The organism is Agarivorans sp. Alg241-V36 (genome assembly GCF_900537085.1).
GTDB lineage: Bacteria > Pseudomonadota > Gammaproteobacteria > Enterobacterales > Celerinatantimonadaceae > Agarivorans.
On the sequence record NZ_UNRE01000002.1, the window covers coordinates 533,191 to 559,921 of the forward strand.

Annotated in this window: 27 protein-coding genes; 14 read left to right on the forward strand and 13 right to left on the reverse strand. The window is 44.3% G+C overall.

The window, feature by feature from the left end:
• Window positions 1-45: 45 nt before the first annotated feature.
• Window positions 46-273 carry a sulfurtransferase TusA family protein gene (locus G6R11_RS06895; protein ID WP_163132338.1) on the forward strand — a complete coding sequence of 76 codons (228 nt, stop codon included), beginning with the start codon at window positions 46-48 and terminating at the stop codon, window positions 271-273.
• 10 nt (window positions 274-283) lie between these two features.
• Window positions 284-1,372 (forward strand): AI-2E family transporter, encoded by a 1,089-nt coding sequence (locus G6R11_RS06900; RefSeq protein ID WP_163132339.1) that lies wholly within the window; start codon window positions 284-286, stop codon window positions 1,370-1,372.
• Here the strand turns inward: G6R11_RS06900 and bcp are convergent, their stop codons facing one another.
• Both bcp and G6R11_RS06910 read right to left on the reverse strand, forming a co-directional pair.
• Complete coding sequence (bcp, locus tag G6R11_RS06905) at window positions 1,373-1,837, reverse strand: thioredoxin-dependent thiol peroxidase (protein ID WP_163132340.1); 465 nt, start codon at window positions 1,835-1,837, stop codon at window positions 1,373-1,375. It lies immediately after the preceding gene.
• A 24-nt stretch (window positions 1,838-1,861) separates the two neighbouring features.
• Window positions 1,862-2,389 (reverse strand): glycine cleavage system protein R, encoded by a 528-nt coding sequence (locus tag G6R11_RS06910; RefSeq protein ID WP_163132341.1) that lies wholly within the window; start codon window positions 2,387-2,389, stop codon window positions 1,862-1,864.
• A gap of 234 nt (window positions 2,390-2,623) precedes the next feature.
• On the opposite strand from G6R11_RS06910, the gene bamC reads away from it, so the two are divergent.
• Both bamC and G6R11_RS06920 read left to right on the forward strand, forming a co-directional pair.
• Window positions 2,624-3,811, forward strand: a complete 1,188-nt coding sequence (gene bamC / locus G6R11_RS06915; protein ID WP_163132342.1) for an outer membrane protein assembly factor BamC — start codon at window positions 2,624-2,626, stop codon at window positions 3,809-3,811.
• Between the two features lie 186 nt (window positions 3,812-3,997).
• Window positions 3,998-4,384, forward strand: coding sequence for a hypothetical protein (locus G6R11_RS06920; protein WP_163132343.1), 387 nt, complete (start codon window positions 3,998-4,000; stop codon window positions 4,382-4,384).
• 35 nt (window positions 4,385-4,419) lie between these two features.
• On the opposite strand, the gene G6R11_RS21870 is transcribed toward G6R11_RS06920, so the two are convergent.
• The 9 genes from G6R11_RS21870 to cysK all read right to left on the reverse strand — a co-directional run bounded on the left by G6R11_RS21870 (window position 4,420) and on the right by cysK (window position 11,659).
• The gene (locus G6R11_RS21870; RefSeq protein WP_163132344.1) at window positions 4,420-4,566 is read right to left on the reverse strand and encodes a DUF2897 family protein; all 147 of its coding nucleotides are present in this window, start codon (window positions 4,564-4,566) and stop codon (window positions 4,420-4,422) included.
• A gap of 66 nt (window positions 4,567-4,632) precedes the next feature.
• Window positions 4,633-5,334: a hypothetical protein gene (locus tag G6R11_RS06930; RefSeq protein ID WP_163132345.1), complete on the reverse strand. Its 702-nt coding sequence runs from the start codon at window positions 5,332-5,334 to the stop codon at window positions 4,633-4,635.
• On the reverse strand, window positions 5,334-6,023 hold the full coding sequence (locus G6R11_RS06935) for a M15 family metallopeptidase (protein WP_163132346.1): 690 nt from the start codon (window positions 6,021-6,023) through the stop codon (window positions 5,334-5,336). Before G6R11_RS06935 ends, G6R11_RS06930 begins: the two co-directional genes overlap by 1 nt.
• A complete protein-coding gene (gene dapE / locus G6R11_RS06940; RefSeq protein ID WP_163132347.1) occupies window positions 6,016-7,158 on the reverse strand; it encodes a succinyl-diaminopimelate desuccinylase in 1,143 nt (380 codons plus the stop codon). Before dapE ends, G6R11_RS06935 begins: the two co-directional genes overlap by 8 nt.
• A gap of 4 nt (window positions 7,159-7,162) precedes the next feature.
• The gene (locus tag G6R11_RS06945) at window positions 7,163-7,528 is read right to left on the reverse strand and encodes an ArsC family reductase (RefSeq protein ID WP_163132348.1); all 366 of its coding nucleotides are present in this window, start codon (window positions 7,526-7,528) and stop codon (window positions 7,163-7,165) included.
• A gap of 157 nt (window positions 7,529-7,685) precedes the next feature.
• Complete coding sequence (gene crr, locus G6R11_RS06950) at window positions 7,686-8,195, reverse strand: PTS glucose transporter subunit IIA (RefSeq protein ID WP_163132349.1); 510 nt, start codon at window positions 8,193-8,195, stop codon at window positions 7,686-7,688.
• Between the two features lie 44 nt (window positions 8,196-8,239).
• On the reverse strand, window positions 8,240-9,967 hold the full coding sequence (ptsI, locus tag G6R11_RS06955; RefSeq protein ID WP_163132350.1) for a phosphoenolpyruvate-protein phosphotransferase PtsI: 1,728 nt from the start codon (window positions 9,965-9,967) through the stop codon (window positions 8,240-8,242).
• 51 nt (window positions 9,968-10,018) lie between these two features.
• A complete protein-coding gene (locus tag G6R11_RS06960) occupies window positions 10,019-10,276 on the reverse strand; it encodes an HPr family phosphocarrier protein (RefSeq protein WP_163132351.1) in 258 nt (85 codons plus the stop codon).
• A gap of 414 nt (window positions 10,277-10,690) precedes the next feature.
• The gene (cysK, locus tag G6R11_RS06965; protein WP_163132352.1) at window positions 10,691-11,659 is read right to left on the reverse strand and encodes a cysteine synthase A; all 969 of its coding nucleotides are present in this window, start codon (window positions 11,657-11,659) and stop codon (window positions 10,691-10,693) included.
• Window positions 11,660-11,924: 265 nt separating this feature from the next.
• Between cysK and G6R11_RS06970 the strand changes: the two genes are divergently transcribed.
• Both G6R11_RS06970 and G6R11_RS06975 read left to right on the forward strand, forming a co-directional pair.
• On the forward strand, window positions 11,925-13,205 hold the full coding sequence (locus tag G6R11_RS06970) for an alpha/beta fold hydrolase (protein ID WP_163132353.1): 1,281 nt from the start codon (window positions 11,925-11,927) through the stop codon (window positions 13,203-13,205).
• 188 nt (window positions 13,206-13,393) lie between these two features.
• A complete protein-coding gene (locus G6R11_RS06975; protein ID WP_163132354.1) occupies window positions 13,394-14,860 on the forward strand; it encodes an HD-GYP domain-containing protein in 1,467 nt (488 codons plus the stop codon).
• A gap of 5 nt (window positions 14,861-14,865) precedes the next feature.
• Here G6R11_RS06975 and G6R11_RS06980 read toward each other — a convergent pair whose 3' ends face one another.
• Window positions 14,866-15,162, reverse strand: a complete 297-nt coding sequence (locus G6R11_RS06980) for a hypothetical protein (RefSeq protein WP_163132355.1) — start codon at window positions 15,160-15,162, stop codon at window positions 14,866-14,868.
• Window positions 15,162-15,923 (reverse strand): sulfate transporter CysZ, encoded by a 762-nt coding sequence (cysZ, locus tag G6R11_RS06985; RefSeq protein WP_163132356.1) that lies wholly within the window; start codon window positions 15,921-15,923, stop codon window positions 15,162-15,164. The genes G6R11_RS06980 and cysZ overlap by 1 nt, the downstream gene beginning before the upstream one ends.
• Before the next feature lie 102 nt (window positions 15,924-16,025).
• Between cysZ and smc the strand changes: the two genes are divergently transcribed.
• From smc to G6R11_RS07025, 8 genes are all read left to right on the forward strand, one after another.
• Complete coding sequence (gene smc, locus G6R11_RS06990) at window positions 16,026-19,451, forward strand: chromosome segregation protein SMC (RefSeq protein WP_163132357.1); 3,426 nt, start codon at window positions 16,026-16,028, stop codon at window positions 19,449-19,451.
• A gap of 20 nt (window positions 19,452-19,471) precedes the next feature.
• Window positions 19,472-20,458: a cell division protein ZipA gene (gene zipA / locus G6R11_RS06995; protein ID WP_163132358.1), complete on the forward strand. Its 987-nt coding sequence runs from the start codon at window positions 19,472-19,474 to the stop codon at window positions 20,456-20,458.
• A 71-nt stretch (window positions 20,459-20,529) separates the two neighbouring features.
• The gene (ligA, locus tag G6R11_RS07000) at window positions 20,530-22,539 is read left to right on the forward strand and encodes an NAD-dependent DNA ligase LigA (RefSeq protein ID WP_163132359.1); all 2,010 of its coding nucleotides are present in this window, start codon (window positions 20,530-20,532) and stop codon (window positions 22,537-22,539) included.
• A 168-nt stretch (window positions 22,540-22,707) separates the two neighbouring features.
• A complete protein-coding gene (gene focA, locus G6R11_RS07005; protein ID WP_163132360.1) occupies window positions 22,708-23,550 on the forward strand; it encodes a formate transporter FocA in 843 nt (280 codons plus the stop codon).
• Window positions 23,551-23,773: 223 nt separating this feature from the next.
• Window positions 23,774-25,084, forward strand: coding sequence for a hypothetical protein (locus tag G6R11_RS07010; protein ID WP_163132361.1), 1,311 nt, complete (start codon window positions 23,774-23,776; stop codon window positions 25,082-25,084).
• 109 nt (window positions 25,085-25,193) lie between these two features.
• Complete coding sequence (locus G6R11_RS07015; protein WP_163132362.1) at window positions 25,194-25,574, forward strand: hypothetical protein; 381 nt, start codon at window positions 25,194-25,196, stop codon at window positions 25,572-25,574.
• Between the two features lie 84 nt (window positions 25,575-25,658).
• Window positions 25,659-26,252, forward strand: coding sequence for a cytochrome c (locus G6R11_RS07020; protein WP_163132363.1), 594 nt, complete (start codon window positions 25,659-25,661; stop codon window positions 26,250-26,252).
• Window positions 26,233-26,673 carry a DUF411 domain-containing protein gene (locus G6R11_RS07025; RefSeq protein WP_240352413.1) on the forward strand — a complete coding sequence of 147 codons (441 nt, stop codon included), beginning with the start codon at window positions 26,233-26,235 and terminating at the stop codon, window positions 26,671-26,673. Before G6R11_RS07020 ends, G6R11_RS07025 begins: the two co-directional genes overlap by 20 nt.
• Window positions 26,674-26,731: the final 58 nt, after the last annotated feature.

Genomic DNA, 26,731 nt, shown 5'->3' on the forward strand with positions numbered 1-26,731 from the left:
ATAGCCTGTAATAATGCCATGGTTATTTTATGGTAATTATTACAAATGCTTTGCCTCGATTTACAAAAACATAACTGTCCTTACCCATTATTGGAAAGTAAGCTTTGGCTTAAGCAAGCTAGAGTGGGTGATCAAATTCAGTTGCTGCTGGGGGATAGTGGTTCACGTAGTGATATCCCCAAATACTTTCGTCGACTAGGGCATGGCGTAAGTATAGAGCAAAGTGCCCGTGGTTTTTGTGTCACCATTACTGTCCAACCGCTAAAGGATTGAAGCTGTAACTATGTTTAAAGTCTTATCAAATTGGTACCGCCGCATGTTTTCTGATCCAGAAGCGGTGGCGATGGCGCTGGTGTTGGTCATTGGTTTTGTACTGTTGTACTTTTTTGGCAACTTATTAGCGCCATTACTGATTGCCCTAGTTTTGGCTTACTTACTTGATTGGCCGGTGAGCTTTTTAGCTAATCACGGATTTCGACGAGGCTTTGCCAGCGCCTTAGTGCTGCTTATTTTTTTCCTGATTGCTACCTTTACCGTATTGCGCATTCTACCCACCGTGTGGGGGCAAGGCATGAACTTGCTGAGTGAATATCCGGTGATGCTCAATAGCACTCAGCAATGGCTAGAGTCTTTACCGCAGCAATACCCAGAGTTTATCGACGGAGCCTTAGTTGAAAGTGTGGTGGATAATGTAAGAACCCGCTTAATGGGCGTAGGGGAACAATTATTACAGTCTTCACTTTCGTCGATTATAAATTTGGCCACGGTATTGGTGTATAGCGTATTGGTGCCGTTAATGGTGTTTTTCATGTTAAGCGATAAGAAAGTATTGCTTAGCAGTGTGTCGCGTTTTCTACCTAATGACCGTCGTTTGCTAACTCAGGTTTGGTCGGAAATGAATGGCCAAGTAATTAACTATATTCGCGGTAAAGCGATTGAAATCTTGCTAGTGGGGGGGGCCAGTTACATCGTATTTGCGATTATGGATTTACGTTACTCAGCACTGCTTGGCGTATTGGTGGGGTTGTCGGTGCTTATCCCCTTTATTGGCGCCTTCGCTGTAACTCTACCAGTGGCTATGGTGGGTTTATTCCAGTGGGGTTTAAGCCCTCAGTTTGGTTACCTTATCTTGGCTTACGGCATAATACAGGTGATTGATGGCAACGTATTAGTGCCTATTTTGTTCTCAGAAGCGGTAAATTTGCACCCCTTGGCGATTATCGTTGCGGTGCTGGTATTTGGCGGCTTGTGGGGCTTTTGGGGAGTATTCTTTGCGATTCCGTTAGCCACTTTAGTGAAAGCGGTAATGAATGCCTGGCCACATCATATAGAAAAAGTTGAGGACAGCGAGCCCTCAACTTCTGCGGAATAATTATTGGTTTAAGTAATCGAGCACTACTTGGTGGTGCTCTTTGGTTTTAAACTTATTAAATACATGTTCAACCTGGCCTTGCTCATCAATTAAAAAGCTAATGCGGTGAATACCGTCATATTCTTTGCCCATAAATTTCTTCAAGCCCCACACGCCAAACTGATCAGCAACTGCGTGGTCTTCATCTGACAATAAGTCAAAGTTTAGCTGATGTTTTTCGATAAATTTAGGCAGACGTTTTACAGGATCTGGGCTTACACCAAATACAACCGTGTTTGCGTCTTTAAGTTGCTCAATGCTGTCACGTAAGCCGCACGCTTGAGTAGTACAACCAGGCGTTAAGGCTTTAGGGTAAAAATACACTAATACCTTTTTGCCTGCGTAGTCGCTAAGTTTAATGCGTTTTTCATCTTGGTTTGGCAAATCAAATTGCGGAGCAGCAGCTCCGGCCGTCAATGTGTTCATTAAGGGTGTCCTTTGTAGTGGTACTTAATTTGACAAAATTTGAAGATCAAATTGTTCGCTGCCTAATTCTTGGCATAGGCGGGCGAACGCTTGCTCTATTTGTTCAGGTTGATGTGTTTGGTTGAGTTTTACGTCGAACTCAGCGTGTAACATCTCAATACTGTTTTTAGTGAATAGGTTAGATTTTAAACTCACCATATTCATTTGATGATCGCTAATAAACTGCGTCACTTTGCTAATAACCCCAGTGGCGTCGGGCAGAGTCAGTTGCAAAACGGCAGCATGTGAGTAATCGATCAACTCGTGGCGAGAGGTTTTTTTCATTACCGTGAGCAGTTGCAGTTCTTGGGCGGTAGCGGGTAAGCGGGTTTCTATTTGAATCACCGCATTGTGCGAACCTGCAATCAGCATAATTAAGGTAAACTCTGAGCCAAATAGCGCCATGCGGCTATCCACAATGTTGCAGCCGCAGCTAGATACTAGCTGAGTGAGTTGATTTACGATGCCTGGCCGATTACTGCCAACAGCGGTGACCACAAGATGTTGACTCATATTCCGTTTTATATATTTAGCAAGATTTAGTCTGTCAGGATACTTGCTTAAAGCAGGGAATTCTAGCGCATATAAAATTAGCACAAAGCAAAAGGTGAGTTTGTATCAAGCCCTGAATGTTTTCGCCTTGTGTTTATGAAAGTGGCTAAGTAGTATAGCGCCCTTACTCTGGATTGTTTTCGCTGAATGAAACCACTTACCAGTAAATGTTTTTGTTTGTAGATGTAGTGGGATATGCAACTAGTTTCTTTTCCAACGATGAAAGTCGTGTTTTTTGGCAGCCTAGTAGCCACTCTAGCAGCGTGCTCTAATAGTGGCGATAAACACCGCCAAGCAGAGCGTGGTTTTGAGTATTTAGACGCTACCCAAGTTGAGCCTTTAGTGATCCCTGATGGGATTACACCACCTGAGCAAAGCACTGAATTTAATATTCCAACACCCCAAGCTAAAGATGAGGTTTTTGTGGGTTCGGCGGTGGATGTTCGCGCACCAGTGCAGATTATTCCGCTGATTGCCGGAAGCCGTATTGAAAACACCGATGACGGTTTGATTTTCTGGTTTGATATTTTGCAAGCGCAAACGGCTATCGAAACCTCCGAAACAATGATGCAAACCATTAGCGACTATATCGCTTATCGTAATTCTTCCATCGCTCGTCGTGACGACCAACTGTCGTTAATTGAGTCTAATTGGTTGGTTGATGCAGAAACCGTTGAAGGTAACTGGTGGCTCTTTTCCAGCGATACAGTTATGGAGCAACGCCAAAAATTTATTTATCAGTTAGAAGTTAAGCCTCATGGTCGAACTGCTGGCTTAAGAGTAAGCTTTGTAGACGGTGAAATTTACCGTGATGGCGGTGACTTAGCGATTGATCTAGACGAATTTGATAAACAGCGTCTGGCGATTGTTGAATTGAATCGTTTGATTGGTTACGTAAGTGACCGACGCGAAGAGTTAGAAGCTCAGCTGGCGGCACAACGTGAAGAAGCACGCATAGCCACTATGAGTGAAACAGAGAAAGAACAACTGTTCGATGAAACGGTTAGTTTGGTACTCGTGAACGACAGTGGTGCTGCTTACTATAAAGCGCGAGCCAACATGGAAAAAACCATGAAGCGTTTGCGTTTAGTATTGCCTTTGGCGGGCTTCACCATTACAGATTACATTGCTAATTCTGGCAGTTTATATCTAACCTACGAGCGCCCACCTGAAGAGGTTCTAGAAAACTATGGCCTAAGCACCATGGAGTTCGAAGAAAAAGATTACATCTTTACGGTTGGCTCAAATGGCAATGTGACCCAAATAACCCTAAGTGATAACGAAGGGGTAGTGCTTAAGCCAAGTGAAGTAAAAGGCTTGTATCCTTACCTGGCTATCTTGATGAAGATGGGCTTAGATACTCGCGATAGCTTGTCTCGTTAACAAAAAACACAGCTTGAGCTAAACTTAAAAGGCCTCTAACTAGAGGCCTTTTTTATTGCCTGTTGTTAATGATGTTAGCTAATTACGCTAAGGGATTTTTTATTAACACTATGGGCCTCCAAGTCATGCATTAACACTTAAGAACTGTTAATCACAAAGTGTTTTTCACCAAATAAGGTATCTATTATGAAGGCATTATTACTAGTTAGTCTGGCGCTGACTCTCGGCGCATGCAGCAATAGTCCGAGCAGTGATTCAAGTGACGTTGGTACGCCGGCTGAACCTAGCTATTCTAGTGTGGAAAGCGTAGGCGCTAACTCTACAGAAGTGGCTACCAGTAGTGGTGCCGGGGAAGCGAGTAACTCGAGTGTAGATACTATTGGCGCAAATGAGGCGACTAGCGATACGACAAGGCCGGTTATAGATCCTGAAGTAGACGCTATGTTTGGGCAGCTCATTCGACAATCTATTTCCAACGGTAATGAACAGCAGGCTTTAAAGCTTGTAGAAGATGCTGAAGAAGCGGGTTCACTTACAGCCAGAGATGTTTACTTACAGGCTTTAGAACAGTAATAGTAGGCTTGGGGTGTTAACTGTAGCTGGGGGACTTAGCGCGGCTTTGAGTCCTGCGACTTTTTTGTTTTAGGTAGCTTTCTCTTGATATCAAATCGGTCCATGTGCTTGAGCAGCATCAAATTGCCGAGGATAAAGCCTAGAACCAGAACAATGATCAGAATAACGTAGCCGATTGCCATAGTAAGTCTCCAAAACGTGTTATCGCAGATTATTTAATCTAGCTCAGCGAGAGTTGGTTTGGCCAGTTAAACGCTGAGTGCTTGAAGGTTAAGGCTAGAAATAAAGCTGATAAACGCCACAGCGAGTAACAAGGGCGCTGGCGGGGCGGTTTTCTTTAGTTGAGGGAATAACCACAGCAAAGTAGCTAGCAATAATAAACTGCTCATGACTACAAAATGCTTAACTGTATCGCCTTGTTCCAAGAGTGTTTGGTTTAAAACCAGGTAAATACAAACTGCTACAAGGCTACACATTGCTGCTGCGAGCCCGGCAAAAGGCAGCAGATTATCAAAGCTGGTTAAACGGTGTTTAGCCTTAACCATTAGCCAATGAGCAATTGCTGCCGCGCAGGCCATAAAGCTAAAAATCGCGATGCTATGTTGCAATAAAACAACTGCACTAGCTAATAACAGTGGCGCACCCATTAACCACCAATAGTTTAGATTCAAGCTACGTTTGTGTTTAAGCTTGTTGATTTTGTAAGTTAATACCCAACCGATTAAAGCACTCGTGAAGACTAAGCCAAGCAACCAAGTCGCTTGCTGGCTTTCAATGCCACTTAATCCCGCTAAAGTTATAAAGCTAACCAGCGTGCTCAATTGGCGTTGAATTCTGCCTGTTTGTCCCGGGCATAATTCGCCTTTATGTAAAACCAGCATCAATACCAAAAACGCCAGTGCAGAGCAGCTAACAAGGCTAACAAACAAGGTGGTGTACAAGCTGGGCATTAGGTCTCCGGTAAACAGATATTAGTAACGTATTGGCTAAAGATTTGTTCGATGTGTTGCTCAATACAAGCAAAGCCTGCCACTTGCTTGTTACTTAAGTGCTCTATTACTTGGCGGGCATCTAGCTTGTTCATCATGGTTTGGCTGGTGGCAAGGTGGCTTAAATGCCAAGGCTCAAATTCCACGCCACCCTTAAAGCTTAAGTAGGGGTAGAAAAAACCGAAATCTTGAGCATATTCACTTAACCATAAGGACAAAGCGTGCTGGCAACCTTGCTCCGCATATTCTTGGGGAATAAGCTCTAAACTGCTGCCTGCCGGTAATAACTTAGGGTCATAAAAATCAAAATCAGTGCCCCAATGATGGCGACTTGTGCCCGGTAAAGCTGACCAACGCAAAATAGCATGCAGCTTTTGCTCATCACTCAGGGTAGAGATGTCCAGCGCTTGACTATTGGCATCTAGAATCGGTCGCAGGCCATTCCACTTGTTATTCCAGATTGCAAGTTGGCGGTTAAAATCTCGATAACCGCTAAAAATGCTTAAGTTAAATCCAGCTTGTGCTGCAGCTTTGATAAGCTTATTTAGATCAGGCAATACTAATTGATGAACCCAAGCAAGCTTGGGGTCATCAATTAGCTCGGCCTTGTCTAGCCCATAAAGGGCTAGAGGATTGGCAGGGTTACTCATTGCCACCAAGTACGTTAACTAATAGCTCGTAATACATGTCAGCCAGTTGTTCTAAATCGGCCACTTTAACGCACTCATTCACTTTATGAATAGTGGCATTTACAGGGCCAAGCTCAACAACTTGGGTGCCCATTTTGGCGATAAAACGACCATCTGAAGTACCTCCAGTAGTGAGTAACTCAGGCGCTTTCTTGGTTACTTTGCTTACCGCATTACTTACCGCTGATAAGAAGTCGCCTTCTTCGGTTAAGAATGGTTGGCCGTTGTAGGTCCAATCTAACTGGTAATCTAAACCGTGGGTATCAAAGATATTGTGCACACGTTTTACAATGTCGCTGTCTGTTAGCTCGGTGGAGTATCGGAAGTTAAATTGAACATCTAATTCACCAGGGATAACGTTTGATGCGCCGGTACCAGAGTGAATGTTGGCAATTTGAAAGCTCGTAGGCGGGAAGAACTGATTGCCATTATCCCAATGCATAGCCGCTAATTCTGCAAGCGCAGGAGCTGCATCATGAATTGGGTTTTTAGCGAGGTGAGGGTAAGCTACGTGGCCTTGAATACCTTTTACTCTAAGGTCTCCAGTTAGTGAACCGCGGCGACCGTTTTTAACTACATCTCCTACCTGATGGGTAGATGATGGTTCACCCACCAAACACATATCAATTATTTCGTTGCGCTCCATTAAGGTATCTACCACGCGGGTAGTGCCGTTGATAAATGGGCCTTCTTCGTCAGATGTGATCAAGTAAGAAATAGAGCCAATGTGATTAGGGTAGTCAGCCACAAACCGCTCGGTAGCAACCACCATTGCTGCTAATGAGCCTTTCATGTCAGCGGCGCCACGCCCATGTAAAACACCATCAATAACCGTGGGCTCAAAGGGTGGGGTATGCCATTTTTCGGCAGGTCCTGGAGGCACTACATCGGTATGGCCAGCAAAACAAAATAATGGGCCGCTATCACCTTTGCGTGCCCACATATTTGTAGTGTCTTCAAATATCATCTCTTCAATTTTAAAACCAACAGCGGATAACCTATCGGTCATTAGTTTTTGGCAATCACAATCTTCCGGAGTAACCGAAGGGCGGCTAATGAGATCTTTTGCTAAATGTAAAACGGGACTATCTGACATGGATTTATGCTTCCGGAGAAAAGAGTTGTTGATATTGGTCGGCTTTAAAGCCAAGCGTGAATGATTGCTCAACTTGAAGCAATGGGCGCTTAATCATTGCTGGATGCTCGGCTAGCAATTGAATGGCTGAATCTTTATTTAGTTCAGCCTTTTGCTGGTCGCTTAGCTGGCGATAGGTAGTGCCGCGTTTATTCAAAACGGCTTCCCAGCCTAGTTGCTCGCACCAATGGCTAATTTGCTCAAGGCTTACTCCATCTTTACGATAGTCGTGGAAGCTAAATTCTATGTTGTGTTCGTTTAACCAACGGCGAGCTTTTTTAATGGTGTCGCAGTTGGGGATCCCGAACATCACTATGTTTGTTGCAGACATGTATGTTCCCTTTTTTATTTTGGCTAAGAATACCAGAGCTGAGGGCAAAGCTCATCGACCAATTAAGCTGGTAGGGGAATTAGTAGGGTTAAGGCGAATTTAAGGCAAAAAAAACCACGCTAACTAGCGTGGTTTCATCACTTAGGCAAAGCCCAGTTTATTTAATAATGGTTAGTACCGGCGTTTCGCTAATGGTTACAGAGCCAGATTTTTTCACTAACTCTTTAATTTCGTCCATGTTAGAGATAACCACAGGAGTTAGTGTTGATTTTGCTTTTTCTTCTAGCACTGCTAGATCAAACTCAATAATCACATCACCTTGTTTCACTTCTTGGCCTTCAGCCGCGACGCGAGTGAAACCTTCACCTTTTAGCTCAACAGTATCAATACCGAAGTGAACAAACAGTTCTACACCGTCGGTTGATTCCAAAGAAAACGCGTGGTTAGTTTCAAAAATCTTACCAATGGTACCGTCACATGGCGCTACCATTTTGTTACCGCTTGGCTTAATCGCGATACCATCGCCCACGATTTTCTCAGCAAATACTACATCAGGCACTTCTTCAATAGGAACGATTTCGCCTGATAGTGGGGCGATAATATCGATCCCGCCTTTGCTTGAACTATCATCTGAAACCATTTTCTTGAATTTGTCGAATAGACCCATTGTGGCGCTCCTAAATTCTTATGTATTGTGCAGTTGTAACTATCTTAACAGACGGAATTTTGTTTAACAAAAGTGTCAACTAGCGTTTCAATCTCAGCGGCTGTTGGCAACGCTAAAGCTTGGTCGGCTAACTGCTTCACATCAGCATAGTTTGAATTACGGATCAGTTTTTTGATCCTTGGTATAGAAATGGCACTCATTGAAAATTCATCCAAGCCCATTCCCATCAATAACAAGGTGGCAGTTTCATCACCAGCCAACTCACCACACATACCAGTCCACTTACCTTCCGCATGGGAAGCATCAATAACTTGTTTGATTAAAGTAAGAACTGCCGGTGACATTGGGTTATAGAGTGACGAAATAAGCTCGTTACCACGATCTACTGCTAGAGTGTACTGAGTTAAGTCGTTGGTTCCAATACTAAAGAAGTCTACTTCTTTTATTAAATGGTGAGCAATAGCAGCCGCCGCAGGTGTTTCAACCATTACGCCAACTTCAACTTCTTCATCAAAGGCGATGTCTTCAGCGCGTAACTCGGCTTTTAGCGTATCTAATACACCGTTTAACTTGCGAATTTCTTCAACCGAAATAATCATCGGGAACATGATGCGCACTTTACCAAAAGCTGAAGCGCGTAATAGTGCGCGAAGTTGAGCATTCATGATTTCTTCACGGTCGAAGAAAATACGAATCGCACGCCAACCCAAGAATGGGTTCATCTCTTTTGGCAAGTCTAAATAAGGTAAGTCTTTATCGCCACCAATATCCATAGTACGAATAATCACAGGGTGGCCTTGCATCGCTTCTACTACAGCTTTGTAAGCTTCGAACTGCTCGTCTTCGCTTGGCAGTGAATCGCGATCCATGAACAAAAACTCAGTGCGGTATAAACCCACACCTTCTGAGCCGTTGCGGTGAGCGCCGTCGACATCTTTAATGGTGCCAATGTTGGCACATACTTCAATTTGATGACCATCTAAAGAAACCGCTGGCAAGTCTTTTAACTTAGCTAACTCGGCTTTTTCGTCTATGTAGCTTTGTTGACGCTGCTTGTAAGTAGCTAGTTGTTCGTCGCTAGGGTTAATAATCACTTCGTTGTTAAGTGCGTCTAGCGCAATGATGTCACCGTTGTTAACTTGTTGGGTAACATCGTTGGTACCTACTACGGCGGGTAGCTCTAATGAGCGAGCCATAATAGAGGTATGTGAAGTGCGACCGCCGATATCGGTAACAAAACCTAGCACTTTGTCTAAGTTAATTTGCGCCGTTTCTGATGGTGTTAAATCGTTGGCAACTAAAATTACTTCTTCAGTTATGGTGCTTAAAGAAACAATTTCTATGCCTAGAATGTTTTTAACTAAACGAGAACCTATGTCGCGAAAGTCCGTAGCGCGTTCTTTTAGGTAAGGGTCGTCTAACTCAGCTAGCATCTGCGCGTTTTGCTCAATAATGGTATGAGCTGCGTTGTCTGCGCTAACTAAGTTATCTTTAATGCAGGCTAGAATTTCCTCTTCAAGCTCTTCATCTTCTAACAACATGATATGTCCTTCGAAGATAGCTTCTTTCTCTTCGCCGAAGGTTTTACCTGCCATTACTTTAATTTCTTCGAGCTGTGCAGACGTTTTATTTCGTCCATCGAAAAAGCGTTGTACTTCGCTTTCTATCTGCGCTGCGTCGATATTAGTTTGGTTAATCACTACTTCTTGTTCCGCAAGTAGCAGTGCTTTACCAATTGAAATTCCTGGAGATGCCAGAATACCTGAAATCATAACCTACACCTATTTAGTTGAACTGATTAACGGACTTATAAAAATGCTGACTTATTCAAGTTCATCCATTAACGCAACTAGTTTTTCTACTGCAGCAGCTTCGTCTTCGCCTTCGGCACGAATTACCACACTAGTGCCTTTGGTTAGGCCAAGAGTTTGTAGTTTAAAAAGGCTTTTTGCACTGGCTGATTTGCCATTGCTCTCAACAGTGATATCGCTAGAAAATGCTTTTGCTTCTTTTACGAATTGTGCCGCAGGGCGAGTATGAAGACCATTTTCAGCGGTGATAACAACACTTTTCTCAAACATACAATCATTCCTCAAATTAAATTATGTCGCCTATAGCTTGATATAAGCTTAGACGCTTATTAGTAAAACGTTTTCGAGAAAAAAATAACGTAAAAACCTCGAGTAAAGTTTAATCTACGTCAAATTTTCCTATTTAGTTGTACAATGTTACTTAATATTACATAAGGGTTTTTAGTATAACTCTATGTAATTTAATAAATAATACTAATTTATCGAAGTGAACAATGTATCTATTTTGATACCTTTTGTTACAAATTGATACATTGTGGAGCGCATTATTTAGCGGTTTGGAGTATAGATTTTGCAGTTTTGTTGCACAAGTCTTAATGGTTAATTTTCTTTGAAAATAAAGTCTTGGTCGCAAAAAAAAGCAACCTATTGCAGGCTGCTTAGTTATTGCTTGGTTTTATTTGCTTATTGAACGTTTTCTTGTTCAGTAAAGATGTTGGCAAATAAAGCACTTGATAGGTAACGCTCACCTGAACTTGGTAGTATTACAACAATCGTTTTATCGGCAAACTCTGGCTTTTCAGCGATGCGGTTAGCAGCTACAACAGCGGCACCTGAAGAGATACCCGCTAAAATGCCTTCTTCTTCCATTAAGCGTTGTGCCATAGCAATGGCGTCTTCGTTGCTTACTTGCTCAACAGCGTCAACCATTTCTAAGTCAAGGTTGCCAGGAATGAAACCTGCACCAATACCTTGGATTTTGTGTGGACCAGGAGTAAGTTCTTCACCCGCTTTAGCTTGAGCAATAATCGGTGAATCTACCGGCTCTACAGCAACAGAAGTGATGTTTTTGCCCTGTTCCAGTTTAATGTAACGGCTAACACCTGTAATAGTACCACCGGTACCTACGCCCGCCACAAACACATCAACTTCGCCATCGGTGTCTTCCCAGATCTCTGGACCAGTGGTTTTTTCGTGGATCTCTGGGTTAGCTGGGTTATCAAATTGACCAAGTAATACGTATCTTTCTGCATTGCTATCGCGAATTTCTTCTGCTTTAGCAATAGCGCCTTTCATGCCTTTAGCACCTTCAGTTAGTACTAAGTTTGCACCCAATGCTTTAAGCAGTTTACGGCGCTCTAAGCTCATGGTGTTTGGCATTGTTAGCGTGATTGGGTAACCACGTGATGAAGCAACAAATGCTAGTGCAATACCGGTATTACCACTGGTAGGTTCAATGATTTCTTTACCTGGGCCAAGCAAACCTTTCTTTTCTGCGTCCCATACTAAGTTTGCACCGATACGACATTTAACACTGAAGCTAGGGTTACGGCTTTCTACTTTAGCCAGTACGTTACCTTTGCTTACGCGGTTAAGGCGAACTAGTGGTGTACGACCAATAGTCAGGGAATTGTCTTCGTAAATCTTACTCATTGAAACGTCCTTTTTAAGGTTTATAGGCTTGCTACAATCAGTGATTATCAGCACTTAGCAGCATTACTGTGTTACTAGCATAACGCGCTATTTGGTAAGGTGAAGTAACGTTTATTTATAACGTTATGTAATTAAGAGATAAATTGATATGCCATTAGGCGCAGTATTGTTGAAAACTTGTGAAGAAGCATTGCTACGACAAGGCTGGTATCTACTAAGCTGAGTTTATTCACTAAAGCTTTTGGTCGCTGTGAGCGGAGAATTTATGTTTGTACGCGAGTGTGTATTGCGATGTAACGCCAAAATAGCCTTTGTTTTATTGCTTGCCAGTGCTCTATTGGCTTGCAAGGATGTAGAGCAAAGTTCTGAGCTACTAAATAGCTTTGAGCCAGAATTTGTTGCCCAGTGGCAAAAAGTTGTTGAGGCCAGTGAGCCTCCAGCAGAGTACTCTTTGCAAGCCGCTTGCACACCTCAAGTGATTGAAGCCAACTCTCAGCTAGCCGTAAAAGGTACCATCATTATGGTGCACGGCTTTACCGCATGTAACCAACAACTTTTTGATTGGGGCTTGCAGTTGGCGGCTGCCGGTTACCATGTTGTGTTGCCGGCTCTGCCTGGTCACGGCCTTGTGGGTGAACAGCAAGATTTGCTGTTGGAGTCTAGTGGCTTGGCTAATAGCGCCCAAGTATATTCAGATTTTGCTGATCAGCTGGTCTTGCTCGGGCAGTTATCTCCCGGCCCTTCAAAAATTATTGCTGGATTAAGTGTTGGTGGCGCAGTGGCGGCTGCGGTTGCAATACGCGGAGAGCAGACCTTTGATAAAGCCTTGCTTATGGCACCTTTTTTGGCGATACCGATGACTTACTCCCCAGAAGAGGGTCCCCAACTTGAACCGCTAAGCCCACAAGAAGAGCTAGATTTATTGGATTTACTTAATTCTGAAACAGATAATTCTGAGCAGTTAGAACAACTATGGCAGCAGTTTGCCCAGTTACTAGAGCAATTTAGAACCGGTGTCGCGCAGTCTTTATTGGCGCTGCTAAAGCTTAGCATCTTTATTCCACAATTAGATTATAACTGGGGCCCAGACTGCGAAGATGAACGCATGGCAGGTAGAGCTGGAATATGTAACTTTAAGATAAGCAATTTGTTTGCCGTAGACAGTTTTGGCCGAGAAACCCTCGAAGCTTATCAACAAGCCGACTCACTTGAGCTGCAAATTCAACTGGTGGCTGTTGAAAATGATAACGGCGCAGACCCACTGGCTATTCAAATTCTGGCGGAACGTTTGAATAGCTTAGTTGGAGAGCAGGCGTCAGGTTACTGTTTGTATGACGGTACGATTGTGCCGCACTCTTTCATATCGAAATATGACAACATTGTATTGGCCGATGAGGGCGTTGTTGATGTACATAGCTCTGCTTTAGCTAATATGGAGGCACTATGGTTAAGTCGCTTTTATAGCGAAGCCATGGAGTTTATTGATTTCGATACTCCAAACTTGTTTGCCAATGAACAGGGCTTTTGTATACAGCAAGCTTTATAAACCTTGGTTTTGTTATCGCCTAAGTGAGCTCAAGGTCTAGGTGCTGGCTATTTTTATGTCACTAGATCTAAGGGCCTAACTCGCATCACTATTAATGCTTTGATAGCTTTACTTATTTGGGTTTCTTTGATTATTGTTTAAGGGGTTTGAAACTATTAACAAACTTAGCCTTGGCAGTGGGAGAGCGAATGGAAAAGGTTGCGCGTTTAGCAAGTAAGCACTGGCTCATTGCTATGGTGTTGTTTTCTATATATGGCGTTCAAGTTTGTCCGTTTTTAGAGGCGCAAACACCACTCCAGCTACTGCTTCCTATTATTGTTAGTTTTCTGGTCACCTTGTTGGCGAGGCGCTTTGCCTGTTTGGCAATTGAAAGGAAACCAAAGGAACAGCAAGTAAGCGCCCAATTTACTCTCGATTTATCGCTATTTTTAATCATGAGCGCAAGCATTGTTAGCTATAACTTGATGATGTTTGAGCCGCCTTGGGAGTCAAACTTAAAAGTTATCTTAGGTTTAGCAGCTTTAGGCTTTTATGTCGCGGCAGACTTAGCCTTGTTTAAAGAGTGGCAAATTGCACAAGACTTAGAGAAGGCTGGTCAGCACTTACTCATTAAAGCGAAACCCAATTCGCTGAGTCAAAAATTTGCAGTTTTTGCAGCGGCCAGCGCTGTTGTACTGGCAGGTGTAATTTTTTTGGTGATTAACAAGGATCTGGATTGGTTGGTCAATGTCGGTTCAGATCTCTATCCCATAGACGTGGCCCAACGTTATATTGTTATCGAGTTGAGTTTTGTATTGCTGGTGGTATTGGCTTATGTGCTGCGAGTAATAAGCAGTTACTCACGTAATCTGAAACGTTTGTTAGAAAACGAAAACCGTAGCTTGGCAATGGTACAAGCTGGCCAATTAGATACTCAAGTCACCATTAGTAGTAGTGATGAATTTGGCTTAATCGCCCAGCGAACTAATTCAATGATCGCCAGTTTACAACGCAGCACCTTGTCGCTTCAGCAAACGCGGGATATTGCCATTCACAGTTTAGCGACACTGGCAGAAACCCGAGATAACGAAACTGGTGCGCATATTCTACGTACTCAGTACTACGTTAAAGCCTTAGCTGAGACGCTGCAAAATGAGCAAGGTTTTAGCACTTTGTTAAGCCCTCAGATTATTGATTTAATCTATAAATCAGCACCCTTGCATGACATTGGCAAAGTCGGCATTCCCGATGCTATTTTGCTCAAACCAGGTCAACTTGATGATGAAGAATGGCAAATTATGCGCCAGCATCCTGAGATAGGTGCAAATGCTTTAGCTGAAGCGGAGCGCCAATTTGGTAGCGAGGATGCGGCCTTCCTGCAATTTGCTAAAGAAATTGCCTTGTCTCATCACGAGAAATGGGATGGAAGTGGTTACCCCGAAGGGTTAGCCGCAAGTGACATTCCCGTAAGTGCGAGATTAATGGCCTTAGCGGATGTTTACGATGCGCTCATTTCTAAGCGAGTATACAAACCAGCTTTTTCTCACGACAAAGCTAGGCAAATTATCTTAGAAGGAAAGGGATCGCATTTTGACCCTGCAGTGGTTGAAGCATTTTGTAAATGTGAGCAGCAATTCGTTGAGATTGCTGCTCAATACAGTGATAAACCAGAGTAGGCAGCTTAGTTGCTGTAAACCACAATCGATACGCGGTAGCGATCTCTTTTAGGGCTGCGCTCTACGGTATAAACCGAGTAGTGGCTGGCGTTTTGGGTACTCGCCCATTCCACGGCATCTTTTTCTGCTAAATCTAAATCTATGTTACTCAAAAAGGTTTTTTGGGAAATTTTAGATAAGTTCATTTCTTGAGCTTCGCCGTAGGTTATTTTTTGCAGTGAGCTGCTTTCAGCTAATACTGAAGCTGTGCTAAATAAGCTGGCGCTTAATACTAAGCCTGATAATAGTTTATTGATTTTCATTACTGCTTCTCCTCAATCAATTGGTCGCGATAACTATCGACCCAAATGGCAGTGGCGCCACATACCGCAACAGGCATGATAATTAGGTTTAATAGGGGTACGGTGCTAAAAAATAAAACGATCGCACCAAAGCCACTGTTGCGGATGCGATCTTGTTTAAGTTGGTCACGCATGGTGGCAAATGGAATACGGTGATTATCAAAGGGGTAATCAATGTATTGAATGCACATCATCCAAGCGCAGAATAAGAACCATAGTATCGGCGCAACGGTTTGACCAATAGCTGGAATTAAAAACAGCAGCAATAAACCCAAGGCCTTGGGTAGCCAGTACCATAGTTTCTGTAATTCACGAGAGAAAATGCGTGGTAAATCTTTAATCAGATCAACAATCGACATATCGTCGACTTTTTTACCGCTAAGGTGCATTTCCACTTTTTCAGCCAATAGGCCATTAAAGGGTGCTGCTATCCAGTTGCCAATGATACTAAAGGTAAAGCCAAACACCATAAGGATGGCAATAATCGCGCTGGGCCAAATCAGCCAGCTTAGCCAATCTAACCAGCTAGGCAGGTAATCAATAATTTGCTGAACCCAAGTACCTAGCTGTTGATACAAAAAATAGAAAGCAGCACCAAATAGCAGGATGTTGGCCAGCAAAGGAATCATCACAAAAAGCCGAAGACCAGGTTGAGTAATTAAGCCAAAACCCTGGGCGATGTAAGATATTCCGCTGCGAGAAGCAAGCGAATGCTGCGTCATTGTTGTGATCCCTCGTTTGTTTATGGACTCATATATTACAAAGCGTTGATAGCTCTGGTAAAGTCTTGCATAACAATAGTAACAAATTAAGCAAAATCATTTATGCGCTTGAAACAAATCCGCTTAGCCGGGTTTAAATCTTTCGTTGACCGAACCACCATCCCTTTTCCCACCGATATGACCGCCATAGTAGGGCCAAACGGCTGTGGTAAGTCGAACGTGATCGACGCTGTTCGCTGGGTATTAGGTGAGAGCAATGCTCGCCATTTGCGTGGTGGTTCAATGACCGATGTTATTTTTAATGGTTCAACCAAGCGCGCCGCTGTATCAAAAGCGATGGTGGAGTTGATTTTTGATAATCAGCAAGGGCGAATTGGCGGCGAGTTTGCCAGCTACAGCGAAATTGCGGTTCGCCGAGAAGTTAGCCGCGATGGTCAAAATAATTACCTGTTGAACGGCGCTAAATGCCGCAAGCGTGATATTACCGACTTATTCCTTGGTACCGGGCTTGGCCCGCGCAGCTACGCGATTATTGAACAGGGCATGATTAGTCGCTTAATTGAGTCTAAACCTCAAGAGCTGCGGGTATTTATTGAAGAAGCTGCTGGTGTGTCTAAATACAAAGAACGCCGACGTGAAACCGAGCTGCGGATTAAGCACACCGACGAAAACATCCTTCGACTACGCGACATTGAATCAGAACTTGCTCAACAGGTTTCTAAGCTTAAAACTCAAGCGCAAGCGGCTAAGCGTTATCGTCAGTATCGAGAGCGGCACCGTGAGCTAAAGGCGCTTATTTGCCTTCAAGAGCTGCGTCAATTAGACGCAAACATTGATAGCGGTAATCAAGGCAACGACCAGGCTGAACAGCAGCAACGCCACGAAGAACACCTTATTACTCAAGCCGAAAACCAACTGAGTTTGCTTAATAACCAGATTGCAGAGCAGCAAGAGAACATTCAAAGCTTGCAGCAGCAAAGCTATCAGCTAAAAACCGAACTGGCTAAGTTAGAGCAGCAACAACTGCATACCAAGCAACAGCAAAGTCAGTCGCAACAAAGTCGTGAGCGTAACTTAAACCAACAAGCCGAAATTAACACAAGCTTAATGGCGTTGAGCGAGCAACTAGAGCTTGAGCAGCAAACGATTGAAGAGCTGGAATTGCAGTTGGAAATGCAGCAGCAAGTGCTGTTAGAGCTTGAGCCTCAGCTGGAAGATGCTGAACAACAACATGCCGATGCTATAACAGAGAACAATGCCTTTTTAGCGGCTAGCCAACAGGCGCGTCACACTGTGCAGCAGTGCGAAGCCCAATTGCGCCACTGTCAGCAAATGCAGCAGCGTCATCAGCAGCAGATCGCTCAATTAGAGCAAACCTTAAGTCACACCGCCGATGGTGATGAAGTGGCGCTGCAGCAATTAACTCAGCAGCTTGAAGAAGTCGAACCTAAACAACAAGTGCTTGAGACGCAGTTAGCACAGGCTGAGCAGGCTAAACAGCACTTAGCCGACAAACTAACGAGTTGCCAACAACAACTGCAACAAACCCAACTGCAGCAAGCTGCCGAAGAAACCCGTCTACAAGGTGTAGAAAAATTGCTTAGTCAGGTTGAGCAAACCGCTCAGCAGCCACTGCTTGAAGTACTGGGCGTTAAAGCTGGGTGGGAATTGGCAGCAGACGTAGTTCTAGGCGCGTGGTTACAAGCCGAATGGTGCGAGCAACTAGATGCCCAGTTTCCCTTGGCATTAAGCGCTGTTGCGCCTCCAGTAAACCAACAGCTCGCTTCTCAGTTAGCAGGCTTAAACAGCTTGGCTGAGCAGCTTGAGAATGTTGAACTCGGATACTTATGTGGCCAAGTACTAGTGGTAGAGAGTCTCGAGCAGGCGCTAAGCTTGCGTGAGCAACTAAGCGATGAGCAATCATTGATAACCGCTAAGGGCGAATGGATAGGAAAATACTGGCAGCAGTTAAGCCCTCCTAACTATCAGCATTCGCTATTAAGCCTGCAACAAGAGCGACAGCAATTAAGCGAGTTGTTAGCGCAGTTGGAAGAACGCTCAACACAGCTAACGCTTCAACAGCAAGATTTGCAGCAGCAATCTCAGCAGCAAGAAGAACAGTTCAAAGGGCTTAGCCAAGACTTAGTGAATGTGAAAGGCGAGCTTGCTGATTGGCGCAGTCGCTTAGCTTTATTAGAACAGCAGCAGGCATTTGCTAAGCAACAAGCCGAGCAAGTGCAGCAGCAAATCGCTGAACTGCAGATTACGCTGGAGCAAGATCAAGAATCGCAGTTATTGCTTGAAGAACAGCTTGAGCAGCATCAAGCAGAGTTAAACCAGCAAAGTGAAAAACAACAATATTTGCAACAAAAAACTGAGCTGACGACAGATGCATTGAAGCAGCAACGCTTGAGCTTGCAACAACAGCAACAGGCTGGTCATCAGCAGCAATTACTATTGCAGCAACAGCAAGCGAAATATCAAGCGCAACTGCAACAGCAAGGCTATCAGCAGCAAAAATTGACGGAGCTAGAGCAGCAGTTGCAGACGCAGCCAGAAGAGCACGATGAGCAACTCGCTCTGCTTGGCGAGCAAATTGAACAGCTGCTAGAGCAACACCTAGAATTGGAAGAGCAGCAGGCGGGTGCTAGCGAAGCGCACCAACAAAGTGTTGAGCAACAACAAGCTTTGGCGCAGCAGCTTAAAGACGCTCAAGTGCGTTTAAAACATTTAATAGAACAAGGCACGCAACAGCGTATAGAGCAGCAAGGCTTATTGGCGCGGCGCACGGTGTTACTAGAACAACTCGCCGAACAAGGTGAAAACTTAAAACACCTTGAGTTATCTCTTCCAGAAGCCAGTTTGGAAGATGACTATGCCGCAGAGCTAAATCAAATAGATGCGCGCTTAAAACGCTTAGGTGCGGTGAACCTTGCCGCAGAAGAAGAATTTGAACAGCAGAATGCACGTTATCAAGAGTTAAACACGCAGCTTGCTGATTTAGAGGCGGCCATTGAAGTGCTACAAACGGCAATCGCCAAAATTGACCGTCAAACCCGCTCTAAATTTAGTGAAACTTTTGCTAAAGTAGACGCAGACTTACAGCAGCTTTTCCCCAAAGTTTTTGGTGGCGGAAAAGCCTGGCTTGAATTGTCTTCTGATGATTTGCTAGAAACCGGCGTAACCATAATGGCGCGACCTCCCGGTAAAAAGAATGCTAGCATTAGTTTATTGTCGGGCGGAGAAAAAGCGCTCACTGCGCTGGCCTTGGTTTTTGCTATATTTCGCTTAAATCCTGCGCCATTTTGTATGCTTGATGAGGTAGATGCGCCGCTAGATGAAGTAAATGTGGGACGTTTTGCCGATTTAGTGCATAGTATGTCTGATACGGTTCAATTTATATTTATCAGTCACAATAAAGTGACAATGGAAAAGGCCTCGCAACTTGCTGGGGTAACAATGCAGGAGCCAGGTGTATCACGCTTGGTAGCAGTGGATATCGCAGAAGCGATAGCCATGGTGGAATAATAGCTTTAGAGAACAGTTAAATGCAGGAATTACGCATCGTACTTATCGTTGTTGGAATCATTTTAATTATTGCTTTGCTCGCACATGGTTTTTGGAGTAGTCGCAAACAACGACCTGAAAAACTGGTGAGTCCCAAACAATCTTTAGGGGCTCAAGAATCTTCTGCAACACGTGACGACCAAGGTTTTGACGACCTAGGAGTAGGGCAAGCGCGAGTGATTGGTGACCCTATTGAAGAAGCCATTACTCAGCAAGAGGTAACGCCAGCTGCGGCACCAGCAGCTAAACCGCTTGAGACAAATAACAGCCCAGAGTTTGCGGTAGAGCCTAGCGCGCCAGTTCAGCGTAAAGAGCCTGAGTTCAGCTTTTCTGCGGTAGACGAAGCACCAAGCATCAGCGACAGCCAAGGTTTAGAGAGTTTAGAGCCTAAAGCCAATTCAGAGCCAGCTAGTGCTGAGCCAGAGCAAAATTCTTTAGCTAGCGAACCAGAGTTTGCCTTTGATATGGAAGAAGCTAAAGAAGAGCTGGTAGAGCCTGCGGTTGAAGAACCACAAGAGCCGGTTAAAGATCCTAACGCACCCGATGACGTGTTTATTTTAAATGTAATGGCGCAAAGTGGCCGTTTCTTAAAAGGTGCAGCTCTTTTAGCTAGTTTAGATAAAATTGGTTTGCGCCATGGTGATATGGATATTTTTCATCGCCACTTAGATAACAGCGGCACTGGTCCGGTGATTTTTAGTTTGGCTAACATGGTTAACCCTGGCACTTTTGATATTGATGCCATGGACCAGCTGGAAACCCGTGGCGTGAGCATATTTATGACTGTGCCATGTAAGGGCGAACCAACTAAAAACTTTGCCTTGATGTATAACGCAGCAATGACTTTGGCTAAAGACTTAGACGCGATCATGCTAGATGACCAGCGTAACCCTTTAACCAAGCAGACCGTTAATCACTATGAGCAACGGGTGCGTGAATACGAGCGTAAGCAACTGCTCGTAAACTAATAAATTGTGTGTATTTTTAAGCCTTTCCAAGACATGTATTTGGGAAGGCTTTTTTATTTGAAAGGTCTCTCATGGACAAGCCAGAACAACAAATTGAGCAGTTAAGAACTCAACTAGAGCAATACAATTACCAATATTACGTATTGGATGAACCCTCGGTTCCTGATGCAGAATATGACCGCTTATTTCGCGAATTGCAGCGCTTAGAAAAGCTGCATCCAGAGCTGCTGCGCAGCGACTCTCCTACTCAGCGCGTTAGCGGCACACCGCTCTCTGCCTTTGATCAAATTCAGCACGAAATGCCAATGCTGTCATTGGACAATGTATTCAGTGAAGAAGAGCTCAGCGCCTTTAATAAACGCCTGCAAGAGCGCTTAGTTACAGCAGATGAAATTAGCTATTGTGTTGAACCTAAATTAGATGGTTTGGCAGTGAGCATTCTTTACGTGGACGGTGTATTGCAGCAAGCGGCCACTCGAGGAGATGGCAGCACTGGTGAAAACGTCACCGAGAATGTGAAAACCATTCGCTCAATTCCACTGCGTTTACGAGGCGACAACTGGCCAGAAAGGCTAGAAGTGCGCGGCGAAATTTTCATGCCTAAGGCGGGTTTTGACAAGCTTAATCAGCTGGCCATCGAAAAGGGTGAAAAAGGCTTCGCCAACCCGCGCAACGCAGCGGCGGGAAGTTTGCGACAGTTAGACTCGCAAATAACCGCAACACGTCCTTTGGCGTTTTACGCATACTCCTTAGGTGTAGTGAGCCAGGAATTAAGTGATAGCCACTTCGCAAACCTACAAATCATTAAGTCCTTTGGTTTACCTGTTTGTCCTGAGATTAAGACGGTTGTAGGTAGCCAGGCATGTTTCGAGTATTTCCAAGCAATTGGTAACAAACGTAATACTTTGGCTTACGAAATTGATGGTGTGGTGTACAAGGTTGATTCTGTAGCCTTGCAGCAACAGCTGGGCTTTGTTGCGAGAGCACCGCGTTGGGCTACTTCGCATAAATACCCTGCTCAAGAAGAAATTACCCTATTGCGAGATGTTGAATTTCAGGTAGGGCGAACCGGAGCCATTACTCCTGTTGCTCGCTTGGAGCCGGTTTTTGTTGGTGGCGTAACCGTAAGTAATGCCACCTTGCACAACGCCGATGAAATTGAACGTTTAGCTGTGCGTATTGGTGACAGCGTAATTGTACGCCGAGCTGGCGATGTGATTCCGCAGGTAGCAGGGGTAATACTGGAGCGTCGTCCAGAAGATGCTAAAGAGATAGTATTTCCCGAAAGTTGCCCGGTGTGTGATAGCGCTATTGAGCGCATCGAAGGTGAAGCTGTAGCACGTTGTGTAGCAGGCTTGCGTTGTGGCGCACAGCGTAAAGAAGCGCTTAAACACTTTGTTGCCCGTAAAGCCTTAGATATAGATGGTATTGGCGACAAGCTGGTAGAGCAGTTGGTTGAAGCTGAGCTTCTGCAAACTCCTTTAGAACTGTTTCACCTCGCGCAGCAACGCGATGCCTTATTAGGCTTAGAGCGCATGGGCGAGAAGTCAGTAGATAAACTACTAGCAGGTATAGAAGCAGCGCGAGAAACTACTTTAGCGCGCTTTATTTATTCTTTAGGGATCCGCGAAGTAGGCGAAGCAACTGCTAGTAACCTTGCCCAACACTTTAAGAACTTACAGGCGATAGAAGACGCTAGCCTCGAGCAATTGCAAGATGTACCCGATGTGGGTGAAATTGTTGCTAAGCATCTGCGTTTCTTCTTCACTCAAGAGCAAAATGCAGAATTAGTCAATGCGCTGGCCGAACAACTCAGCTGGCCAGCAATAGAAGATAAGGTAGAAGAAGACTTAGCCATGAACGGCAAAGTGATTGTGCTTACCGGCACCTTAAACCAATTAGGGCGTAGCGAAGCGAAACAAGCCCTGCAAGCCTTGGGCGCTAAAGTAACTGGCAGCGTTTCTAAAAAAACCGACATTGTGATTGCCGGTGATGCTGCAGGCTCTAAACTGACCAAAGCCCAAGACTTAGGCATAGAAGTGTGGAACGAACAACAATTAGTTGATTTGCTGCAAAGCTAAGCTTAATTCTCCCACTACTATAGAGGCCCGCTAGATTACTAGCGGGCCTTTCTTGTTGAATAACCATTAAGGTCAACCGACCCTAGCAAAGCCTTTGATTTTGTTAAATGGCTTGCTATGCATGGATTCAGCTACGCTTAATCAACCACCATCAATAAAGTGATCCCTATGAGCCAATTTGATTCTTTGCTCCCACCTCAAATGGCAGAGCGCGCAGCCGACGTTGGAGTAAGTAAAGCCACCAAAGATCCGCTTAAAGCTTTTATGCTGGCACTTACTGCGGGTGCACACATCGGCATAGCCTTTGTTTTTTATACCACTGTCACCACTGGAGCTGGTGAGTACCCTTGGGGATTCACCCGCTTAATTGGCGGCATGGCATTTAGCTTAGGCCTGATTTTTGTGATTATTACCGGTGGTGAATTGTTTACCAGCTCTGTATTGACGCTGGTGGCAAGAGCTAGCGGTAAAATCTCATGGAAAAGCTTATGTGTTAACTGGTCTTTGGTTTACTTAGGTAACCTGGCGGGGGCTATTCTGTTGGTATCGCTAATGCTAATGACCAAGCAATATACCTTTGCAGAGGGGGAGGTTGGCATCAATACCATGCGGATTGCTCAACACAAGCTCCATCATGATTTCTTTCAAGCGGTTGCCTTGGGCATTATGTGCAATGTACTGGTATGTATCGCGGTGTGGATGACCTTTAGCGCCCGCAGCTTAACCGACAAAGTTATGGTTATGATTCTACCGGTAGCAATGTTTGTATCGGCCGGTTTTGAGCACTGTATCGCCAATATGTTTCAAGTACCTATGGCCATTGGCATTAAAAACCTTGCTGGCCCCGAGTTTTGGCAGGCTACTGGTTTAAGCCCCGCTGACTTTGCCGACCTCACTTTTGGCAACTTCTTCATCAATAATTTAATTCCAGTTACTCTTGGTAATATTATTGGTGGCGGGGTATTTGTGGGTTTAGGTTATTGGCTTATTTACCTACGAAAGCCCGATTAATCGCTGTTGTTGCATCGTTTAGGTGCGATTGTTCATCACTTAACTAAGCCTGTGGCTCGTCAATATTTGCTGTGCTTAACATGGTTGCAGCTTAGTTGTGCTAAGCATTGCTATATGAACCAAGAGTAAAGAGTGATTCCTCTGAATTTTTACCTCTTTTGGTGTATATTTTGCTTCGTTAATTCTTGAGTTTAGTTGTTGTACTTCGTGATTTAGGTTGTTTATGTCGGTTCTTTCCCCAAACAGTGTTTTTACTTCGCTTCAGCAAGATGGCCCCTTTTCGGTGAGCCGTGATGCCTTTGTGGCGCACCCATTTTCTACTAGCGTTCGCAGCTGGGTAAAACGCTTGCAGCAAGACAGCAATAATGTGTCTAAGTATCGCGCGCTGCGCAGCCAAATATTTGAGTTTTTGGGCATCGACAGCTTCTCACAAATCCAAAACTTAATAGACGATGTAAGCTTGCGTAAACAGCGCAGTGAGCGAGCCTTATCTCTATTGGGGAATATGTTTGGTATTGATGGCAACTTGAATGAAATTGAGAGCCGAATTGATGAATATGCGCGTACTGCAGACGCGGTGATTCACTCAATTAAGGGGAAAATTCTTTCTCCTTATGCTTCGCATATTGAAAATACCAACGAAATTGAAGTGACCAATAATCCGGTAGAGCTATTGTTGATTATGTTCAACGATGACTACCACAAAAAAGCCCGCTTTGAAGCGCGGCGTAAACTGATTCTAATGACCTTGGCTGGTAGTATCGAGCAGCGTGAGCGAGAGACCGAAATTGAAAATAAATTCTCGGCATTTCTCGAGTTTTTAAATGGTTATGTGTGGAGCAAGGAACTCAAGATTGGTGAGTTAGACCCAGTGTACTTGCATTCCAAACATCCAAGTGAAGACTACGCTTGTAGTGAGGTTAAAGTATTAAATCCTCAGCAAGCTAAGCTTATTCAACGTGGTGAGCGCGAGAAGCTAACTCTTCTTAAACGCCGTAGCTTTAGTGTGGGCGAGCGTAAAATTCCCATCTACGTATCTATTCGCAAAAAGCCGCCAGAAGCCAAAGTATTAAAACTGCTTCGCAAAAACCAAAAGAATCCAGCGGTTGCGGTTGATGATGAATTAGGGCTTATGGCGGTGCTAGATTCAGTTAGTGATATTAAGGCTTTTCAAAAGCACCTCACACGCAGTGCTTCTAGTGCTAATTCTTTAATGGTGCTTGAAGATATATCCGACACCTTAACCGAACGGTCTGAATATCGTGGCAGGGCGGTGGGCTCTAGTGAAAAAACGCCAATGATGAAGTTTTTTGCTCGCTTAGGCGGGATGCGGGTGGAGTTTATTATTCATACCAACCGTACTTGGCTTAACTATATGTACCAGCAAGATGTGGCGCACAACGAGTATGAAGTAAAAAGAATGTTCGACACAGGGGTCATTGAGCTGCTATTCCCTATGGACATTTTTCATTTAAATCACCGTAAAACCCGTGATGAAATGATTCAATTTTTCAGAAAACAGATTGAGGCTTAAGCCATAAAGTCTGCGGCATGTCTGATATCGCCATCAAGCTAGCGAGCCTGCTTGCAATGGCATATTGGTGGCGCTAGAGTGTTTCTTAAATTAAGTTGTTGGTTGTGTATTGTTGAGTTTAGCGCGTTTATCGATAGTGGTTTATACCGTTCTGGCATTTGCTTTAACTAGCATTAATGCCAGTGCTAGCCCGATTATCGAGCCGCAAAGCAAGGCTGAAGAGTTCTCGGCAATCAGTCATTCAACGATGCAAGATTGTCATGTCAGTCTAGGCGCTTTTGCTGCTTCAAATAACGAAGAACATGCGCACAGCCATACAATGCCTATTGGGGCCAGTTGTTGCACAGTAAGCTGCATGGCTCCGCCTCTGATTAACCTGTTTGGGCTCAACATAGCTGAATCTCCGAGCAGCCTATTAGCTTTCTTAGCTATGCGCAGTATTGCCCCAACTAATACAGCAGAACCTCTTTACCGCCCTCCCATCAGTTAAGTACCCACTATATTTACGCACTATCAGCCTTTGGTTCGATAGTGGAAACATTAAGCCCTAGCGAGCTGGGGTAAAAGTGGAACAATGATGAACATTTCTTTTTATAAATTGGCGGCAGCGATGCTGCTTAGTGCCTATGCAAACTTGGCTTATGCAGAGCCGAATGCCAATGCGCTTGGCCAAAATCTGTATTTAACTATTGGTGGCTATGGATGCGCAGCTTGCCATGGCAAATACGCTAATGGTGCTGGTAACGTGGGTGGAAACATTCGTGGCGCCAGCTTAGAGCAGCTCAATCAAGCCCTAGAAAATGAACCTACTATGAAGTTGCTAGGCGACGCTTTCGCGCCAGGGCAACGAGAGCAAGTGATTCAATATCTAGCCAGCTTAGGTGCTATGCCGCTGGTGGAATGGAACATAGGTGATGATACCAACATTAAATTCCAGCAGCTCATACCTCAACAGTTGAGCCAACTGGTTGTTAAAAACGACACCTTGGCTGCTGTAGCGGTCGATCTTAGCCCCTTGGCAATAAAACAAACATTAGATATAGAACCTTTAGATACCCAAGCCGTGCAATTTGTTGCGCCAGCAAGCTTGGTAAACCTACAAGTGGAAGAGCAGGTTCTACAATTAACAGTAAATGAATATGAGAATAATGATGAAAATACTAAATAAATTACTACTAAGCCTATTGGTTTGTTTCAGCAGTTCGGTATTGGCTAAAACTAGCATCGAGCTTTATAAGTCACCTACCTGCGGTTGTTGTACCGAGTGGGCCGAAATCATGGAGCAAAAAGGTTATCAGGTGAATGTGCATCACAAACAGCAGTGGAATGTACTAAAACAAAGCTACGACATGCCTGCTCAGTTGCAGTCTTGTCATAGCGCTGTGATTGATGGCTATTTGATAGAAGGCCATGTGCCTGAAAGTGATATAGCCCGCTTGTTAAAAGAGCGCCCTAAAAACATCAAAGGTTTAGCTGCGCCCGGTATGCCGCAACATTCTCCGGGTATGGCTCGAGAAGGTGAGGCCTATAAGGACTTTAAAGTTATCGCTTTTTCAGAGGATGGCTTAAGTATCTACAAGGAGTATTAGAGCCTTTAAAGTGATCTTAACTTAGGCCAGCCCAGCGTTGGCCTATATTGCAAACTCG

What these genes read in the sequence shown, in the direction of transcription:
- G6R11_RS06895 (WP_163132338.1), top strand. Translation starts at nt 46, where the DNA reads ATGCTTTGCCTCGATTTACAAAAACATAACTGTCCTTACCCATTATTG.
- G6R11_RS06900 (WP_163132339.1), top strand. Translation starts at nt 284, where the DNA reads ATGTTTAAAGTCTTATCAAATTGGTACCGCCGCATGTTTTCTGATCCA.
- bcp (WP_163132340.1), bottom strand. Translation starts at nt 1,837, where the DNA reads ATGAACACATTGACGGCCGGAGCTGCTGCTCCGCAATTTGATTTGCCA.
- G6R11_RS06910 (WP_163132341.1), bottom strand. Translation starts at nt 2,389, where the DNA reads ATGAGTCAACATCTTGTGGTCACCGCTGTTGGCAGTAATCGGCCAGGC.
- bamC (WP_163132342.1), top strand. Translation starts at nt 2,624, where the DNA reads ATGCAACTAGTTTCTTTTCCAACGATGAAAGTCGTGTTTTTTGGCAGC.
- G6R11_RS06920 (WP_163132343.1), top strand. Translation starts at nt 3,998, where the DNA reads ATGAAGGCATTATTACTAGTTAGTCTGGCGCTGACTCTCGGCGCATGC.
- G6R11_RS21870 (WP_163132344.1), bottom strand. Translation starts at nt 4,566, where the DNA reads ATGGCAATCGGCTACGTTATTCTGATCATTGTTCTGGTTCTAGGCTTT.
- G6R11_RS06930 (WP_163132345.1), bottom strand. Translation starts at nt 5,334, where the DNA reads ATGCCCAGCTTGTACACCACCTTGTTTGTTAGCCTTGTTAGCTGCTCT.
- G6R11_RS06935 (WP_163132346.1), bottom strand. Translation starts at nt 6,023, where the DNA reads ATGAGTAACCCTGCCAATCCTCTAGCCCTTTATGGGCTAGACAAGGCC.
- dapE (WP_163132347.1), bottom strand. Translation starts at nt 7,158, where the DNA reads ATGTCAGATAGTCCCGTTTTACATTTAGCAAAAGATCTCATTAGCCGC.
- G6R11_RS06945 (WP_163132348.1), bottom strand. Translation starts at nt 7,528, where the DNA reads ATGTCTGCAACAAACATAGTGATGTTCGGGATCCCCAACTGCGACACC.
- crr (WP_163132349.1), bottom strand. Translation starts at nt 8,195, where the DNA reads ATGGGTCTATTCGACAAATTCAAGAAAATGGTTTCAGATGATAGTTCA.
- ptsI (WP_163132350.1), bottom strand. Translation starts at nt 9,967, where the DNA reads ATGATTTCAGGTATTCTGGCATCTCCAGGAATTTCAATTGGTAAAGCA.
- G6R11_RS06960 (WP_163132351.1), bottom strand. Translation starts at nt 10,276, where the DNA reads ATGTTTGAGAAAAGTGTTGTTATCACCGCTGAAAATGGTCTTCATACT.
- cysK (WP_163132352.1), bottom strand. Translation starts at nt 11,659, where the DNA reads ATGAGTAAGATTTACGAAGACAATTCCCTGACTATTGGTCGTACACCA.
- G6R11_RS06970 (WP_163132353.1), top strand. Translation starts at nt 11,925, where the DNA reads ATGTTTGTACGCGAGTGTGTATTGCGATGTAACGCCAAAATAGCCTTT.
- G6R11_RS06975 (WP_163132354.1), top strand. Translation starts at nt 13,394, where the DNA reads ATGGAAAAGGTTGCGCGTTTAGCAAGTAAGCACTGGCTCATTGCTATG.
- G6R11_RS06980 (WP_163132355.1), bottom strand. Translation starts at nt 15,162, where the DNA reads ATGAAAATCAATAAACTATTATCAGGCTTAGTATTAAGCGCCAGCTTA.
- cysZ (WP_163132356.1), bottom strand. Translation starts at nt 15,923, where the DNA reads ATGACGCAGCATTCGCTTGCTTCTCGCAGCGGAATATCTTACATCGCC.
- smc (WP_163132357.1), top strand. Translation starts at nt 16,026, where the DNA reads ATGCGCTTGAAACAAATCCGCTTAGCCGGGTTTAAATCTTTCGTTGAC.
- zipA (WP_163132358.1), top strand. Translation starts at nt 19,472, where the DNA reads ATGCAGGAATTACGCATCGTACTTATCGTTGTTGGAATCATTTTAATT.
- ligA (WP_163132359.1), top strand. Translation starts at nt 20,530, where the DNA reads ATGGACAAGCCAGAACAACAAATTGAGCAGTTAAGAACTCAACTAGAG.
- focA (WP_163132360.1), top strand. Translation starts at nt 22,708, where the DNA reads ATGAGCCAATTTGATTCTTTGCTCCCACCTCAAATGGCAGAGCGCGCA.
- G6R11_RS07010 (WP_163132361.1), top strand. Translation starts at nt 23,774, where the DNA reads ATGTCGGTTCTTTCCCCAAACAGTGTTTTTACTTCGCTTCAGCAAGAT.
- G6R11_RS07020 (WP_163132363.1), top strand. Translation starts at nt 25,659, where the DNA reads ATGATGAACATTTCTTTTTATAAATTGGCGGCAGCGATGCTGCTTAGT.
- G6R11_RS07025 (WP_240352413.1), top strand. Translation starts at nt 26,233, where the DNA reads ATGATGAAAATACTAAATAAATTACTACTAAGCCTATTGGTTTGTTTC.